Genomic DNA, 15,514 nt, shown 5'->3' with positions numbered 1-15,514 from the left:
CGATGAAGGTCACGGTCATCGGCGCCGGCTCCACCTACACGCCCGAGCTCGTCTCGGGCCTGTGGAACGAGCGCGAACGCCTCACGGTCGACGAGCTGTGGCTCATGGACATCGACGGCCCGCGCCTCGAGATCGTCGGCGGCATGGTGCGCCGGATGCTCGCGCGGCAGGGCGCGGAGGTGCCGGTCACCCTGACCACCGACCGCACCGCGGCCATCGCCGGCGCTGACGCGGTCCTCATCCAGCTCCGCGTCGGCGGGCAGCGGGCGCGCCTGCAGGACGAACTGTTTCCGCTCGCCTGCGGCTGCGTGGGCCAGGAGACCACCGGCGCAGGCGGCCTCGCCAAGGCGCTGCGTACCGTCCCGGTGGTGCTCGACATCGCCCGCGAGGCGCGGGAGCGCGCGAACCCCGGCGCGTGGGTGGTCGACTTCACCAACCCGGTCGGCATCAACACGCGGGCGCTGCTCGACGACGGGCACCACGCGATCGGCCTGTGCAACTTCGCGATCGGGGTGCAGCGCTGGATCGCGCGCGAGCACGGCGTCGAGCCGCACCGCGTCGAGGTCGACCCGGTGGGCCTCAACCACCTGTCCTGGGTGCGCCACATCCGGGTGGACGGAGTGGATGTGCTGCCCGCGATGATCGCGGAGCGGTCCGACGAGCTCGGCCGCCGGGGCGGCGTGACCGGCGAGCTGATCCGCGACTTGGGCGTGCTGCCGTCCTACTACCTCAAGTACTACTACGCGCACGATGCGACGGTCGCCGAGATGAATGCGGGCACCCCGCGCGCGACCGTCGTCGCCGATGTGGAGCGCGAGCTGCTGGAGCTGTACGCCGACCCCCGCGTCGACACGAAGCCGCCGCAGCTGGAGGCACGGGGCGGCGCCTTCTACAGCGAGGCGGCGACGGCGCTCCTCGCGTCGCTCGTCGGAGGAACCGGCGACAACCACGTCGTGAACGTGCGCAACAGCGGGCTCATCGCGGGGCTGGCCGACGACGACGTGATCGAGACGCTCTGCCGGGTGGATGCGGCCGGCGCGACGCCGCTGCCGCAGGAGCCGGTCGCGCCCGAGCTGCTCGGCCTGATCCAGCACGTGAGCGCGTACGAGCGGCTCGCCGCGCGCGCCGCCGTGACCGGTGATCGACGGCTGGTGCGCAAGGCCCTGCTCGCGCATCCGCTGGTCCAGCAGTGGGACCTGGTGACCGCTCTCGAGCGCGGCCTCTTCGAGACCGGCGGCGAGCTGCTGCCGCAGTTCGCGAGCGCATGAGCCCGTCCGCCGACGTCGTCGTCTACGGTGCGACCTCGGCTGGGGTCGCGGCCGCGGTCGCCGCCGCCGAGGGCGGCGCGCGGGTGGTCCTCCTCGAACCCGGGCGGCACCTCGGCGGGATGACATCCGGCGGACTCGGCTACACCGACATTGGCGACGTCCGCACGCTCGGCGGAGCGGCGGCCCGGCTGCGGGCGGACATCGCCGCGCATTACGGCACGACCCCGGGCCGCTACGCCGGTCCGGAGCCGCACGTCGCCGAGGCGATCTTCCGGCGGTGGCTGGAGCAGGCCGGCGTCGACGTCGCGTTCGACGCGCGTCAGGATGCCGTCGAGACGGGCGACGGCCGCGACGGGCGCGAGCTGCGGGCGCTGACCACCACCGCGGGCGACCGACTCGAGGCGTCCGTCTTCGTGGACGCGAGCTACGAGGGCGACCTGCTGGCGGCGGCCGGCGTGCCGTATTGCGTCGGCCGCGAGGACCGCTCCCTCCACGGCGAGCGCTTCGCAGGGCGACAGGAGCTGGTGCCCGGGATGCACGCCATGCCGCCGTGGATCTCGCCCTTCGCGGGCGACCCGACCGGGCGCACCGAGGGCCGCATCCTGCCGCAGCTGCACGACCGGTCGCTCGCCCAGCTGGGCGAGGGCGACGGTGGCGTGATGTCGTACGGCTACCGCGTGTGCCTGACCACCGCGGCCGACCGCATCCCGTTCGGCCGTCCCGAGGACTACGACGAGGAGTACTGGGAGCTGGGTCGCCGCCTGTTCGCCCGCGACCGACGCGAGGGCGTTGAGCGGACGGCCGGACGGATGCTGGGTCTCGAGCCGAACCTCCCCGGCGGGATGGCGGACGGCAACTCGCTCGGACCGGTCTCGCTGAGCGTGCTCGACGGCTCGGCGTGGGAGTACCCGGACGCCTCGCCGGAGCGCCGCGAGGAGCTCCGGCAGCACCATCTCTCGCACACGCGCGGGTTCCTGTACTTCCTGTCGCACGACCCCGCTGTGCCGGCCGCGATCCGCCGCGAGCTGTCGCGCTGGGGGCTGCCGAGGGCGGAGTTCGCCGACACCGGCCACCTCCCGCACCAGCTGTACGTGCGCGAGGCGCGGCGCATGGTGGGCTCCCGCGTCCTGACCGAGCACGACCTGCTCGCGGGCGCTGTTCCCGCCGACACGGTCGCCCTCGGCTCGTACCACATCGACATTCGCGAGGTGCAGCGGGTCTGGCGCTGGGTGTACGAGCACCCGGATCCGATCGGCACCGTCTTCACGGAGGGCTACCTGTCGGTGCCGGTGCCCGTCTACGGCATCCCGTACACCGCTCTGCTGCCGCGTCGCGAGGACGCGTCGAACCTTCTGGTCCCCGTCTGCCTGTCGGCCTCCGCGGTCGCCTTCGCGTCGGTCCGGATGGAGCCGCAGTACATGATGCTGGGTCAGGCGGCCGGGACGGCGGCCGCGCTCGCCGCGTCGCTCGGGGTGGCCGTCCACGACGCTCCGCTCGACATTGTGCAGGCTCGTCTCCGCGATGGCGGGGCGCGGATCGAACCGGTTTAACCACGCTCTGGTACCGGTGTCAATCCCCCTGACACGAGAGGATTTCGGTGCACCGATAAGGCACTATGTCGGTTATGGGAAAACTCGTCTACGGCGCGGGCCAGGAATACGATCTCGACGACCGCGTGCTCAGCCACGTCAAGCTCGCGATCGTCGCCAAGCTCCGCCGCCACGAGAGTTTTCTGCTGAACTGGGACGTTCCGGTCGAGCAGGGCTCGGGCCGCGTCTCGCTCTGGATCAGCCGGGAGGTCCCGCTCGCCTTCCAGTTCAGCGGCAGCCGCCCGCCCGCGATCAACCCGCAGTGGCTGGAGGCGCTCATGCACACGTCGCAGCGCACCGGCGGCATGGTGATCATGTCCGAGGACGAGATCGGCCACCACATCCCCTGACGCCCGCACTCCCGCGGGCGATCGTCAATCCCCTGCTTTTCGGGTCACCGCCGACATAGCTTTGCTTGCATGCGCGATATGACGGCGACAGCGGTGCTGATGATGCTGCCGCGCCGTGCCCGGACGCCGGTGGCGGTGCTGGTCGACGGGCCAGTCCCCTCTTCGCTCCGGCTGGACGTGTTCGGCGGCCGCGACCTGTTCGTGCGCATGCGCCGCGGCCCCGGCGTCCACGGGCTCGCCGAGCCCTACCGCGAGCTTCCGCGCGACGACTTCCCGGTGGAGTCCGAGCCCGCCGTCGTGGTGACCGCCGACGGCTACGCACAGGGCCGGTTCGCCTGTTCGGCGTCCGTGTTCGGGGCGTCGGACGTGGTCGTGTTCGTCCCGCTGGACGCGGACGCCGAAGCGCCCGCGCGCGTCCGCATCCCCATCCCCTCGCTCGACCGGCCGTCGTGGCACGATTACGAGCTCGTCTCCCGCACCCGCATGGAGTGCCGCTACCGCGTCGCCGGCCGCGACGAGCCCGTCCCGACCGGAGGATCCCGTGCTCTATCAGCTCTCTGAGGTCGAGCGCCTGCTCGACGACGGACCCGGTCTGCACGTGCGCTTCTCGGCGGGATACGCCGCCGATGTCGAGTCCGGCTCGATGGATGCGGAGAGCGGCCTGTCGATGCCGGGCCTCCCCGCGCATCCCCTCGACGCGGAGGAGTGGTGGACGCTGCCCAGGATCGAGTGGGTCGCCCGCCAGATCAGCCGCCTCCCGGCCCCTCGGCACGCCCCGCAGGACGGCTCCCGACCTGAGCGGTTCGCGTGGCTGCTGCGGGGCCGGGAGGTCGGTCACGCGCCCGACGGCGAGACTCTGCTCGCCGACGTCGAGGTGGTCGGACGCCTGGCCGAGTGCCTGATCGAGCAGGCCGACCGCGTCTGGGGCGCGCGGTTCGACGCCGAGCTCGGCCGCCGCAAGACGGAACTGGTGTCGGTGGCGCATGCCTGAGACCGTCCCGACCGGCGGGGCCTCGCTCGTCGACGCCACGGCAGTGCTCCAGCTCATCTCCGACAGCCCGTCGGGCGGCACCGTGATCGTGCTGCGCAGCTCGGAGGCTCCCCCGTTCGTGGTCATGGGCGACGACTCCGAGGAGGGCTTCTCGCGCCTGCGCCGCGGCACCATCGCCTACGGTGTGCCCGAGTTGTACCAGGCGCTGCCGCGCGACATGATCCGCGCCGGCCACATCCTGCATGTGCGGGACGACCACCGGCCGGCACGCGTCGACAAGGCGGGCTCCATCTTCGGTGCGTCGCCCGAGAAGCTGTGGGTGCCGCTCGATGACGACGGCGAGCCGTTCGCGGCGATGCGGGTGCCCATCCCCTCCCTGGAGCGACCCGCGTTCGTCGAGTTCGTGCTCGATGCCGACGGCGACGTGCTCGAGTACCGGCTCAACGGCGAGGCGCGGACGGGCGACGGCTATATCTGCTCGTACTGCGGCAGGCTGTGCCCGCAGAAGGAGCCGCACACCGCCGCCCACGGGGTGGCGGGCCACACGCACGCCGGCGTGGCCGCCGGTCAGGAACGGGAGCCGGCGCCGCTGACCGGCCCGCTGGAGCTGGGTCACCCCGGTTCCGGGACGCAGCTGTGAGCCGCGGGCTGCGGCTGCTCGTCTGGCAGGTCCACGGCGGCTGGATGGACGCGTTCGTCCGCGGGCGGCACACCTACCTCCTGCCGGTGGATGCCGCCGGCGAGGGTGGCGTGGGCGGTCGCGACTGGCCGCAGAACGTTGTCGAGGTGCCGGAAGCCGACCTGGCCGAGACACCCTTCGACGCCGTGGTGCTGCAGCGGCTGGAGGAGTTCGACCTCGTCGAGCGGCTGACCGGGCGCACGCCGGGCGTGGACGTGCCGGTCGTGTTCGTGGAGCACAACACGCCCCAGGAGGACGTGCCGCGCTCCCGGCATCCCCTCGCCGACCGTGACGACCTGCTGATCGCGCACGTCACGCACTTCAACGCGCTGTTCTGGGACACCGGGTCCACTCGTACGCAGGTCATCGAGCACGGCGTCGTCGACTACGGCCGGTTCTTCACCGGCGAGCTGCCGCGCGCCGCCGCCGTCATCAACGAGCCGGTGCGCCGCTGGCGGGTCACGGGATCGGACCTGCTCGGCGGGTTCAGTGCCGTCGCGCCGGTCGACGTGTTCGGCATGCAGGTGGACGGGCTCGCGCAGGCGCTCGGCGTCGGAGCCGACCGCGTGGTCGCAGCGGGCGACATCGAGGCGCCGCGGCTGTTCTCGGAGATCGGGCGCCGTCGCGTCTACGTGCACCCGAACCGATGGACGTCGCTCGGGCTCTCGCTGCTCGAGTCGATGACCGCCGGGGTGCCCGTGGTGGCGCTGGACACGACGGATGCGCGTCGCGCGGTGGTCCCGGGCGTCGGGGCGATCTCGACCGATGTGACCGAGTTGCACGACGCGGTCCGGGCGTTCGTCGACGACCCCGGCCGCGGGATGGAGGCCGGGGAGCGGGCCCGCGAGTGGGCGCTGGAGCGTTTCGGTCTCGGCCGCTTCCAGGCCGACTGGGACGAGCTCCTCGCCCGCTGGGTCGGCTGACCGGCTCGCTCAGTCGGCGCGGGCGTCGCGCAGTTCGCGCTCGGCCTCGCGGACGGCGCGCTGCGCGTCGGACAGCCGCGAGCGCAGCTCCTTCTCGGAGGCGCGCGTCTCGGTGAGGTCGTCCATCAGCCGCTGCAGCGTGCGCTGCAGGCGGTCGCGCTCCGCCTCCAGGTCGCCGCGGCGGTCCACGGTCTCGTCCAGTTCGTCGTCGACGGCGTCGGCGTCGGCGCGGGCGCGCTCGACCGCCTTCTCGGCGGCCCGGATGCGGCGCTGCCGCTCGCGGCGCTCGCTCGGCGACTCGTCGGGCCCGGCCTCCACGGCCTCCGTCTCGGGTGCATCCTCGGACGCCGCCCGGGTGGCCTTCTTTCGTCCCGGCCGGGGCGTCGGGAAGTCCTCGATCTCGACGGGCAGCGCCACCGCGTCCGACACGTCGACCTGCTCCAGCCCGGTCGACTCGAGCGCGCGTACCAGCATCCCGCTGCGCACCGCCGCCGCAGCGGCCGGGTCGATGACGGCCGCCTGCAGCGTCTCCTCCACCTCGCGCTGCACGGACGGGCTGAGGTCGAGGCCGTCCGTCGCCCGCTGCAGCAGCCGCTGCCGCTCCTGGGTCAGCGACCGGATCTCGGCCCGGTCGCGGGAGGCGAAGGCGTCGCGCATCCTCGCCCCGATGTCCAGCACGTCGCCAAGGAGATCCGGCTGGTCGCGCACGAGCGCGTTGATCGCCGCGGCGGACGCCGACGGCTTGCGCAGCGCCTTGATCTGCTTCGCGGTCGGCCGGTCGGCCCCGGCCGCTGCGGCATTCCGCTTCGCGATGAAGTCGCCCGGCGCGGCGGCGTAGAGCTCGCCGGCGACATCCCGCAGGTCCATGCCGCGAGTGTACGCGTGCCGGGAACGACTGCGGCCCGTGGACCGGAGTCCACGGGCCGCAGAGAGGAGGGTGTCAGGCGCGCGGCGCCTTCGAGGCCTTGACCGCGGCGAAGTACTCGCTCGACGGCCGAAGCCAGATGAGGACGGTGGCGACGATCGTCGCAATGACCTGCAGGGCACCGGTGCCGAAGCCGTTGATGATGTTGAGCAGTGACAGGACGGTGAGCACCGTGAGCACGATGCGCGCCCAGTTGGCGCCCCGTCGCATGAAGAACGCGAAGAGCACGAACGCCACGGCCCAGAAGATCAGGGTCACGATGGCCCAGACGGTGGCGCCGGCGATGACCGCGTCGACCACGGCGTTCGGGTTGGCGTTGCCGGTCTGGCTGGAGTTGCGGACCGCATCCAGGAACTGGGCGCGCTGGGACCCGATCGTCGCGATGGTGATGATGCCGCTGATCACGCTGAGGACGGCGCCGGCCACGTACAGCCAGAACGCGATGTTCACGGTGGTCGGCGGAGCGGTCGGGGCGACCACCGGGCCGCCGGCGGGCGCACCCGCACCGGCCGGGTAGGCGGGAGGGGCGGCGGCGCGGCCGGGAAGCCCTGGCCGGTCGCGGCGGGGGAGGAGTCGGCGCGTCGGCCGCGGCCGGAACGTCCGAAGCGGGCGGCGGGGTCGTCGGCTCGCCTGCCCCGGTGGGTCCGGCCGGGCGCGGCGTGCTCTCGTCGTCAGGATTCGTCATGTTATGAACCTACTCCCAGCAGGCTCTCAGAACTAGAGTCCCGTCATGGGCGCTCCGGCGCGTCGGGCGCCGGGGCGAGCGGCTGGGTCGCCGGACCTTCCAGCACAGAACCGTCCGGAGCGAAGCGCGAGCCGTGCAGCGGGCAGTCCCACGACAGCTCGGCGTCGTTCCACCGGACCACCCCGCCGAGGTGGGTGCATACGGCCGACAGGGCGCAGGTCTCGCCGTCGATGGTCGACACGGCGACAGGTGTGCGACCGCGGCGGCCGACGGTGCCGGTGCCCTCGCCGACCGGCGCGTCCGGGAGCTCCGGTCCGGTCGTGGCCGAGGCCCACTCGGTGACGGCCGCCTTCCCCACGCCCGCGTTCATGGCGACACCGGAGGCGATGTCGACCGGTCGGGTGACGCGGTGGTGCAGCACGCGCGCCCATTCGAGCGTCTCGCCGGTGAGGTCGGCGGTGAGGCTGAGGGCCGAGGCGATCGCGTTCGTCATCCCCCACTTGCCGTACCCGGTCGCGAGGTACACCCTCCCGCGTCCGCGCGGCAGCCAGCCGACGAACGGCACCCGGTTCGCCGAGCGGTAGTCCTGCGCCGCCCACCACTGTGTGCGCTCAGCACCGGGGAACATCCGCTCCGCCCAAGCGGTGAGGTCGGCGATCTTCTCGGCCGGTGAGTCCGCGCGACCGACGGGATGCCCGTTTCCGCCCACCAGCAGCAGCTCGCCGCCGTCCGCGGCCGTCGCCGTCCGGAGCGAACGGGTGGGCGCGTCGGCCGACAGATGCATCCCCCGCGGGATGCTGCCCGGCACCCGGAACGCGGCCACGTACGACCGCATCGGCTCCACCTTCGCGAAGTACAGCCCGCGGTCGAGGATGGGCGTTCCGGTCGCGAGGATCACGTGGTCGGCGTGCGAGGTGCCGGAGGTGCTGGTGACGACCGCCGGTTTCGCCGCCGACACGTCGGTCACCCGCTCGCCCTCGACGATGCGTCCACCGAGCCGCCGCAGCTCGGCGGCCAGCGCCGCGAGCACCTTCAGCGGGTGGACCTGCGCCTGGCCGGCGAGCGTCAACGCCCCCTCCACCGCGAAGGGCAGCTCCGTGCTGCGCTCCTCCGCCACGTCGAGTCCGGCGCCGCGCGCGGCCGCCAGCTCCGCGTCCAGCTTGTCGAGCCCGTCCAGCGTTGTCGCGTAGGTCACCGCGTCCCGGACCTCGTACGGCACTCGCTGCTCCTCGCAGAAGTCGAGCAGCCAGCCCTGCCCCGCCGTGTTCCCGTCGACGTAGGCGCGCAGCACCGCGTCGGAGGAGTGCCGGCGGATGGACGACAGCGTCGTCCCCTGCAGCAGGCTCACCTTGCCGGTGGTGTTGCCGGTGGTGACCGCGCCGACGGTTCGGGCCTCGAGCACGCACACGCGCATCCCGGAACGGGCCAGCATCAGGGCCGTCGCGAGCCCCGTCAGGCCGGCGCCGACCACGATCGTGTCGTAGTGGCCGTCCCACTCGAAGGGGTCGGTGGCGATCGGCGGGGCGGTCTGGAGCCAGAGGGACGTCGTCGGCATGACACGAGCATCCCCTGCCGGAGAGGTCGGCGGTAGTGCTTGACTCGGGCGGGTGTTCGCGTCCCGCCGTTCAGGCGAGCGAGTCGAAGTCGAACCAGAAGGCGTCGTCGTCGTCTTCTCCGGCGGTCGCCCCGGTGGAGACCGGATCGCGCGGGATGGTCGCCGTCTCGATGCGCACCTTTGTCTGGCTCGAGACGAAGATCTCGGTCGGCGGCCGGCTCGACTGGGTGATGGAGACGAAGTCGCCGTCGTTCCTGCTCGCCGCGACGATACTGCTCTTCAGCTCCTCGACCGGGGTGCGGTCGACGAAGGTGAATCTCAGGTCGTCGATGTAGACGTGGAACACCTGCATTACCCTCTCCCCGGTCCTCTGTTACTCGCCCGATAGTACGCGGTGCCCGTGAGAGCGCCAGTGCAGTGACGCATCGGGCGGATCACAGCAGGTCGTAGTCGAGATCGGGGAGGTCGTCGGTCCCGTGTTCGACGAAGGTCGCGCGCGTGGGCCCGAGCGCAGCGATCCTGCCCTCGAACTCGGTCACGAACTCCTCGTCGCGCAGCTCGCCTCCGTCGAAGTGCTCGTCCTCGGCGAGGATCTGGCTGGCCGGTCCGAGCAGCATGAGCACTTCACCGGTCTGGTCGCCGTCGACGATGGCGGGCGCGTGCACTTCGGCCGAGTCGTTCCGGTGCGCCAGGGCGGCCGCGAAGCGCACCAAGACGTCGGCGATGTCGTCGCCGGTGAGCAGCGAGCCGCTCGCGTAGTGGATGCGTTTCATAGTCCATCAATACATCCCTCGTGCCGGAGGTCAAGGTTGCCTGCGAATGGCTTGCGCTCCGCGGAGCCTGCGCGTTCACTCCACCGCATGACCGATCACACCCGTCCGTTGACCGCTCTGGCCCTCGTGTGCACGCTCACGCCGTCGCCGGGGGAGTCGAGCAGCCAGCTCATGGCCCGGCAGCTGCTGGACGAGCTGGCCACCCACGATGTGACCGGGACCGCCGTGCGCCTGGTCGACTACGACATCAAGCCCGGCGTCTCCGCGGATGAGGGGAACGGCGACGACTGGCCGAAGATCCGGGAGCAGGTCCTCGCCTCCGACATCCTCGTCATGGTGACGCCGACCTGGATGGGCCACCTCTCCTCCGTCGCGCAGCGCGCGCTGGAGCGCCTCGACGCCGAACTGTCCGAGACCGACGACAACGGCCGTCCTCTCGTCGAGGGCAAGGTCGCGATCGTCGGCGTCGTCGGCAATGAGGATGGAGCGCACGGCATCATCGCGGACCTCTTCCAGGGCCTCAACGACGTGGGCTTCAGCATCCCCTCGCAGGGATCGACCTACTGGAACGGCGAGGCGATGCAGACCGTCGACTACAAGGACCTCGACGAGACCCCGGAGGCCGTGGCCGGCCAGAACGCGACCGTCGCGCACAACGCTGCACATCTCGCGCGCGTGCTGCGTTCGCAACCGTTCGGCTCGGCCTGAGCCCGGCGGCCCTGCGACGACGGCGCCCGGCTAGCATGGCCGGGTGCCCGCACCCGACCCCGTGATCGTCGCGCGACTGCGCGCGGCCGGATGCGTCTTCGCCGAGGACGAGGCCCTGCTGCTGACCGCGGCGGCCGTCTCCCCGGCGGAGCTGGAAGCCCTGGTCGCCCGGCGGGTGGCCGGCGAGCCGCTGGAGCCGCTGCTCGGCTGGGTGGAGTTCTGCGGTCTGCGCCTGCACGTCGACCCGGGCGTCTTCGTTCCGCGCCGGCGGACCTCCCGATTGGCGCTGCGGGCCGCCGACCTCGCCGCGGACGCGCTCGCCGCCGGCCGGGATGCTGTCGTGGTCGACCTGTGCTGCGGGATCGGCGCGATCGGGGCCGTGGTCCGGGATGCGGCGCCCAGCGCCGAGGTCTACGCCGCCGACATCGACCCGGCCGCCGTGCGGTGCGCACGGCGCAACCTCCCCGCCGACCGCGTCTTCGAGGGCGACCTGTTCGCCGCCCTGCCGTCCGTTCTCCGCGGCCACGTCGATGTGCTCGCGGTGAACGCGCCCTACGTTCCGACCGATGCGATCGCGCTGATGCCGCCCGAGGCCCGCGATCACGAGCCGCAGGTGGCGCTCGACGGCGGCGCCGACGGCCTCGACCTGCACCGCCGGATCGCAGCGGAGGTCGCGCAGTGGCTGGCTCCCGGCGGCATTCTGCTCATCGAGGCGGGCGCGTCCCAGGCCGCCACCTCCGCCGCCCTGTTCGCCGCCGCGGGGAATGACACGACGGTCGACGCGGACGACGAGACCGGCTCCACGATGGTGGTCGGCGTCGCCCCGTGCTGACCCGCCTCCCTTCAGCGTCGCCGGTTTGCGGACTACCGTACGGGGCATGAGCACGCTCGCCGCCGCGCGGCCCATGCCGGCCGACCGCGTCCGCCAGACCCTCGTCATCGCCGGGACCGTCGTGGCGATCATCGGGGCTTTCGTCGGCTCAGGAGCCGCCGGCGGCACACCCATCCCCGAGGTGGCGGGCGGAGCGCTGAGCGCGGACGCGACCCTCCTGGCTCCCGCCGGTCCGGCCTTCGCGATCTGGTCGGTGATCTACGCCGGCCTCGTCGCCTACGCGATCTGGCAGGCCCTGCCGTCGCAGGCCGCCCGGGAGCGCCAGCGCCGCGCCGGCTTCTGGGTGCTCGCGTCGCTGCTCCTCAACGCCGCGTGGATCCTGTCCGTCCAGGCCGGCCAGCTCGGCCTCTCGGTCGTGGCCATCCTCGCCCTGCTGGTCGTGCTCATCGTGACCTTCGTCATCCTGCGCCGCCACCCGTCGGAGTCGACTGCCGACGCCGTCCTGTTCGACGGCGTGATGGGCCTCTACCTGGGCTGGGTCATGATCGCGACGGTCGCGAACGTCACCTCGTGGCTTCTCAAGACCGGCTTCGACGGCTTCGGCGCGAGCCCCCACGCATGGGCGATCGCCCTCCTCGTGGTCTTCACGGTCATCGGCGGCGCGCTGGCGATCTGGGACCGCGGACGCTTCGCCCCCGCGGTCGCCTCCGCCTGGGGCCTCGCGTGGATCGGGGTGTCCCGGCTGACCGGGTCCCTGGTATCGGCGCCGGTCGCGATCACCGCCTTCGCGGCGGCCGCGCTGCTGCTGCTCATCGCGCTCGCGGTGCGCGTAACCCGGCCGGGGTCGGGGCGGCGGGGCTAGCGCCCCGCATCCACCTCGCGCAGGTACGCCGCGTTTCCGCGGATGGCTGCCTCGTACCGCTGCAGGTCGGGCGTGCGGATGCGGTCGGCCGCCACCTCCATCAGCTCGGCGACCGCCGCGTCGCTGCGGCCGGCGGCGTGCAGCGACAGCGCGTGCCAGACGCGCACCGACTCCGACTCGGGGAACAGCGTCAGCGCGCGGTCGAGAACTGCGAGCGAGTCGTCGAAGCGATCGAGGTTGCGGAGGGTGCTGCCGTACTGCAGCAGGCAGCGACGCAGGGTGTCGCCGTCGAGCCCGGCCTCCAGGGCGCGCTCGTAGTAGCCCGCCGCCGTCTCCTCCTCGCCGGCCGTGTCGTAGGCGCCGCCGACCTCGTAGAGCACGTGCGGGTCGTCCGGATGCTCGGCGAACACCGCGAGCAGGGCGTCGATCGTGGGCTGCATGTCGGCCCGGTCGCGGGCGGCGAACAGCTCGGCGAGGCGCGCGAGCAGCGCGGGGTCGGTCGTGGGCATCCTCTCACCCTATCCGTGCCCCGCACCCCTCCACTGAAGGGCAGGTAACTGCGGTCGACACGCCGCTGAGGTGCGCGAGTACCTGCACTTCACGAGGGGAAGGGGAGCGACCGCAGGATGCCGCGGAGCGGCGCGGGGAGCTCGTCGGCGGCAAGGGCGCCGGTCAGCACGGCGCCGTAGTGCTCCTTGCGGCCGGAGGTCGTGCCCAGGAAGCGGTGCAGCTGTTGGTCGAGCGAGCGCGGGCGCTGCGCGGGCTGTTGCTGGAACATCCGGAACAGCCGCAGGTCCCCTTCCTGCTCCAGTACCGCGAAGGTGCGGTCGGGGCCGAGGGCGCGCAGCAGCTCCGCCTCGAGGTCGGGCCGGCAGACGAAGATCGCGGTGTCCGGCAGACCGGCCCGCTGGTAGTACCCCGCCTCGCGCGCGTCGCACAGACCGCGCAGGCGCAGGCCGTCGCCCGATGGACCCAGCTCGGCCACGAACCGGCGGATGCTCATCGCGCCGCCCATGGCGACGACCGCGACATCCGAGGCGGCGAGGTCGAGCCCGAGCAGGTCGGCCGCCGCCAGCACCGCGGCGCGATCGCTGGCGCCCTCGACCAGGATGGCCGTGCCGTGCTCTCGTCGCCCGTCCACGCTGACATTGTGCTCCACGCGGTGGCGGGCACTGTCGCGCCCGGGCCTCCGCGCGTACGGTGCACGCCATGAAGATCATCACTTTTGCCGCAGGAGTCGCCGTCGGGTTCATCATCGGGTCGCGCGCGGGCGGGGTGCGTACGAGGACCTGCGCCGCAAGTGGCGCGGGTTCGCGGATTCGGACACCCTGCAGAGCGTGAAGGGCGATGTGAAGGACTTCGCCGGGCGCGCCGCATCCGACGTCGGGGGCAAGGTCAGCGAGACCGTCAGCAAGGTGACCGACAAGGCGTCGGCCAAGATCGACCAGGTGACCGGCAAGGGCAGCGGCAGCGACGAGGGCGGCGCGTCCACGTCCCCCGCCGTCTGAGCCGCCCCTCTACGCTCCCTCGGGCGGGTGGGCCAGCAGGTCCACCCGCTCGGAGAGGTACGCGTCGAAGGCGCGCGAGTGCGCGTCGTCGGCCGCCGCACTCCAGCGGACCAGCGCCCGGCCGTCGCGGAGGAACAGCGGGCCGGTGGAGGCGCGGAGGGCGTCCGCATCCAGGGGGATCGGGACCGCGTCGAAGTCGACCGTCTCGCCGTCGCGGAAATGCCCGCGCTTGGCGGCCGCCCGCAGGGCGCGCCGATGCTCCGCGGACTGCGACTGGTACTGCGGCCGCCCCGGCGGCGTGGCCCGCACCAGCGTGCCGGTCGCGTACAGCGTCCCGGCGTCGTCGAGCAGGAACACCCCGAGCCGCCACACGCTGCCGATCCGGCGCAGGGCAGGCTCCCGACGGATGCCGAGCGTGCGTCGCGCCGGGATGAACTCCGCCAGCGCCTCCTGTCGGGCTCCCGCAGCGGTCAGCGCGGCCACCGCCTCCTGGATCGAGGCTTGGATGCGGCCGATCGCTTCCGCGTCGTCGTCGGTCCCGTCCTGCACGGGACGAGCCTACGAGAGGGTGCGGATGGAGAAGGAGTTGTCGTCGGTGACCAGCAGCAGCTCGAGGCCGGCATCGTGACGCAGCACGACGAGGGCCGACGCATCGGACGCGGCGACGCGCTCCACCTGGTTGAGGAAGATGCGCGCCATCTCGTCGGTGACGCGGAAGTCGCGGCCCAGAGCGTTCACGATGTACCCCGGCGTCTGCGGCGGGATGCGGCGGAGGCCCGTCTCCTTGGCGAAGTCGTCGACAGCGACATGGAAATCAGGCGTCATGGTCATCGGTGGCTCCTTTACTGCCATCAAGCAATGTAGGCGCGGAAACCCGCGCCGTCAGGGGGTTGACGAGGAGTTAGATGGAAGGCATGAAGACGTTCACCTTCCCCCGCACCGACATCGAGGCCTCGAACATCGTCCTCGGTCTCATGCGCATCTCGTCCCTCGACGACGAGCAGATCCGTACCCTGGTCCGCACGGCTCGCGACTCCGGGATCACGATGTTCGACCACGCCGACATCTACGGCGGCGAGACCGACGGCTGCGAGCGCCGCTTCGGCGACGCCGGCGCCATCCCCGCCTCGGAGCGGGACCAGGTCGTCATCCAGTCGAAGGTCGGCATCCGCGATGGATACTTCGACTTCTCGCGCGAGCACATCCTGCGCTCGGTCGACGAGTCGCTGGCAGCGCTGAAGACCGACTACCTCGACATCCTGTTGCTCCACCGCCCGGACACGCTGGTCGAGCCCGACGAGGTCGCCCTGGCCTTCGACGAGCTCCAGAGCGCGGGCAAGGTGCGCGCCTTCGGCGTCTCGAACCAGACGCCGGGCCAGATCGAGCTCCTGCAGCGGTCGATCTCGCAGCCGCTGGTCGCCAACCAGGTGCAGCTGAGCATCACGCACGCCCCGATCATCGCCCAGGGCGTCGCGGCCAACATGGCGGGGCTCGACCAGTCCATCGACCGCGACAACGGCATCCTGGACTACGCCCGCCTGCACGACATCGTGCTGCAGGCCTGGTCGCCGTTCCAGAAGGGCTTCTTCGACGGCGTCTTCCTCGGCGACCGCGAGGACTACGCCGAGCTGAACGACGCGATCGACGAGTTGGCCGAGAAGTACGACGTCACGCCCACGGCCATCGCGGTGGCGTGGATCACGCGGCACCCCGCGGGGATGCAGGTGATCCTCGGGACGACCAACGAGCAGCGCGTGCGCGACGCGGCGGCCGGGTCGGACATCCCCCTCACGCGTCCCGAGTGGTACCGCCTCTTCACGGCAGCGGGGCACACCCTCCCGTAACCGCCCTGCCCGGACCGGGCGT

Annotated in this window: 20 protein-coding genes and 1 pseudogene; 12 read left to right on the top strand and 9 right to left on the bottom strand. The window is 72.3% G+C overall.

Annotated elements, in window-relative coordinates; all coding sequences use genetic code 11:
• The first annotated feature begins 2 nt into the window (after window positions 1-2).
• From A0130_10560 to A0130_10530, 7 genes are all read left to right on the top strand, one after another.
• The gene (locus A0130_10560; protein ANF32056.1) at window positions 3-1,268 is read left to right on the top strand and encodes a 6-phospho-beta-glucosidase; all 1,266 of its coding nucleotides are present in this window, start codon (window positions 3-5) and stop codon (window positions 1,266-1,268) included.
• Window positions 1,265-2,818, top strand: coding sequence for a hypothetical protein (locus A0130_10555; GenBank protein ID ANF32055.1), 1,554 nt, complete (start codon window positions 1,265-1,267; stop codon window positions 2,816-2,818). Before A0130_10560 ends, A0130_10555 begins: the two co-directional genes overlap by 4 nt.
• A 74-nt stretch (window positions 2,819-2,892) precedes the next feature.
• On the top strand, window positions 2,893-3,207 hold the full coding sequence (locus A0130_10550) for a hypothetical protein (protein ID ANF32054.1): 315 nt from the start codon (window positions 2,893-2,895) through the stop codon (window positions 3,205-3,207).
• A gap of 78 nt (window positions 3,208-3,285) precedes the next feature.
• Window positions 3,286-3,768 carry a hypothetical protein gene (locus A0130_10545; protein ID ANF32053.1) on the top strand — a complete coding sequence of 161 codons (483 nt, stop codon included), beginning with the start codon at window positions 3,286-3,288 and terminating at the stop codon, window positions 3,766-3,768.
• Complete coding sequence (locus A0130_10540; protein ANF32052.1) at window positions 3,749-4,198, top strand: hypothetical protein; 450 nt, start codon at window positions 3,749-3,751, stop codon at window positions 4,196-4,198. The genes A0130_10545 and A0130_10540 overlap by 20 nt, the downstream gene beginning before the upstream one ends.
• The gene (locus A0130_10535; GenBank protein ID ANF32051.1) at window positions 4,191-4,838 is read left to right on the top strand and encodes a hypothetical protein; all 648 of its coding nucleotides are present in this window, start codon (window positions 4,191-4,193) and stop codon (window positions 4,836-4,838) included. Before A0130_10540 ends, A0130_10535 begins: the two co-directional genes overlap by 8 nt.
• A gap of 8 nt (window positions 4,839-4,846) precedes the next feature.
• The gene (locus A0130_10530; GenBank protein ID ANF33394.1) at window positions 4,847-5,800 is read left to right on the top strand and encodes a glycosyl transferase; all 954 of its coding nucleotides are present in this window, start codon (window positions 4,847-4,849) and stop codon (window positions 5,798-5,800) included.
• 9 nt (window positions 5,801-5,809) lie between these two features.
• Here A0130_10530 and A0130_10525 read toward each other — a convergent pair whose 3' ends face one another.
• The 5 genes from A0130_10525 to A0130_10505 all read right to left on the bottom strand — a co-directional run bounded on the left by A0130_10525 (window position 5,810) and on the right by A0130_10505 (window position 9,738).
• A complete protein-coding gene (locus tag A0130_10525; GenBank protein ANF32050.1) occupies window positions 5,810-6,667 on the bottom strand; it encodes a hypothetical protein in 858 nt (285 codons plus the stop codon).
• Between the two features lie 73 nt (window positions 6,668-6,740).
• On the bottom strand, window positions 6,741-7,130 hold the full coding sequence (locus tag A0130_10520) for a hypothetical protein (protein ID ANF33393.1): 390 nt from the start codon (window positions 7,128-7,130) through the stop codon (window positions 6,741-6,743).
• A 323-nt stretch (window positions 7,131-7,453) separates the two neighbouring features.
• The gene (locus A0130_10515) at window positions 7,454-8,965 is read right to left on the bottom strand and encodes an FAD-dependent oxidoreductase (GenBank protein ANF32049.1); all 1,512 of its coding nucleotides are present in this window, start codon (window positions 8,963-8,965) and stop codon (window positions 7,454-7,456) included.
• A 70-nt stretch (window positions 8,966-9,035) separates the two neighbouring features.
• Window positions 9,036-9,317, bottom strand: a complete 282-nt coding sequence (locus A0130_10510) for a hypothetical protein (GenBank protein ANF32048.1) — start codon at window positions 9,315-9,317, stop codon at window positions 9,036-9,038.
• 82 nt (window positions 9,318-9,399) lie between these two features.
• The gene (locus tag A0130_10505) at window positions 9,400-9,738 is read right to left on the bottom strand and encodes a hypothetical protein (GenBank protein ANF32047.1); all 339 of its coding nucleotides are present in this window, start codon (window positions 9,736-9,738) and stop codon (window positions 9,400-9,402) included.
• Between the two features lie 87 nt (window positions 9,739-9,825).
• On the opposite strand from A0130_10505, the gene A0130_10500 reads away from it, so the two are divergent.
• From A0130_10500 to A0130_10490, 3 genes are read left to right on the top strand one after another with little or no spacing between them, the layout of a single operon-like run.
• On the top strand, window positions 9,826-10,446 hold the full coding sequence (locus A0130_10500) for a flavodoxin (protein ANF32046.1): 621 nt from the start codon (window positions 9,826-9,828) through the stop codon (window positions 10,444-10,446).
• A gap of 43 nt (window positions 10,447-10,489) precedes the next feature.
• On the top strand, window positions 10,490-11,278 hold the full coding sequence (locus A0130_10495) for a methylase (GenBank protein ID ANF32045.1): 789 nt from the start codon (window positions 10,490-10,492) through the stop codon (window positions 11,276-11,278).
• A 46-nt stretch (window positions 11,279-11,324) separates the two neighbouring features.
• Window positions 11,325-12,140, top strand: a complete 816-nt coding sequence (locus A0130_10490; GenBank protein ID ANF32044.1) for a hypothetical protein — start codon at window positions 11,325-11,327, stop codon at window positions 12,138-12,140.
• On the opposite strand, the gene A0130_10485 is transcribed toward A0130_10490, so the two are convergent.
• Together A0130_10485 and A0130_10480 are read right to left on the bottom strand one after the other, a co-directional pair.
• Window positions 12,137-12,649 (bottom strand): hypothetical protein, encoded by a 513-nt coding sequence (locus A0130_10485; protein ID ANF32043.1) that lies wholly within the window; start codon window positions 12,647-12,649, stop codon window positions 12,137-12,139. The two genes, A0130_10490 and A0130_10485, sit on opposite strands and share 4 nt — an antisense overlap.
• An 89-nt stretch (window positions 12,650-12,738) precedes the next feature.
• Window positions 12,739-13,299: a hypothetical protein gene (locus tag A0130_10480; protein ID ANF32042.1), complete on the bottom strand. Its 561-nt coding sequence runs from the start codon at window positions 13,297-13,299 to the stop codon at window positions 12,739-12,741.
• A gap of 50 nt (window positions 13,300-13,349) precedes the next feature.
• Here A0130_10480 and A0130_10475 point away from each other — a divergent pair.
• Window positions 13,350-13,648 (top strand): annotated as a pseudogene (locus A0130_10475) (hypothetical protein).
• Window positions 13,649-13,657: 9 nt separating this feature from the next.
• Here A0130_10475 and A0130_10470 read toward each other — a convergent pair.
• Both A0130_10470 and A0130_10465 read right to left on the bottom strand, forming a co-directional pair.
• Window positions 13,658-14,197, bottom strand: coding sequence for a hypothetical protein (locus A0130_10470; GenBank protein ID ANF32041.1), 540 nt, complete (start codon window positions 14,195-14,197; stop codon window positions 13,658-13,660).
• Between the two features lie 9 nt (window positions 14,198-14,206).
• Complete coding sequence (locus tag A0130_10465) at window positions 14,207-14,479, bottom strand: TetR family transcriptional regulator (protein ANF32040.1); 273 nt, start codon at window positions 14,477-14,479, stop codon at window positions 14,207-14,209.
• Window positions 14,480-14,562: 83 nt separating this feature from the next.
• Between A0130_10465 and A0130_10460 the strand changes: the two genes are divergently transcribed.
• Window positions 14,563-15,492, top strand: a complete 930-nt coding sequence (locus A0130_10460; GenBank protein ANF33392.1) for an aldo/keto reductase — start codon at window positions 14,563-14,565, stop codon at window positions 15,490-15,492.
• Window positions 15,493-15,514: the final 22 nt, after the last annotated feature.

This window comes from Leifsonia xyli, assembly GCA_001647635.1.
In the GTDB taxonomy this organism is placed as follows: domain Bacteria; phylum Actinomycetota; class Actinomycetes; order Actinomycetales; family Microbacteriaceae; genus Leifsonia; species Leifsonia xyli_A.
This window is presented reverse-complemented; position numbering and strand designations above follow the sequence as displayed.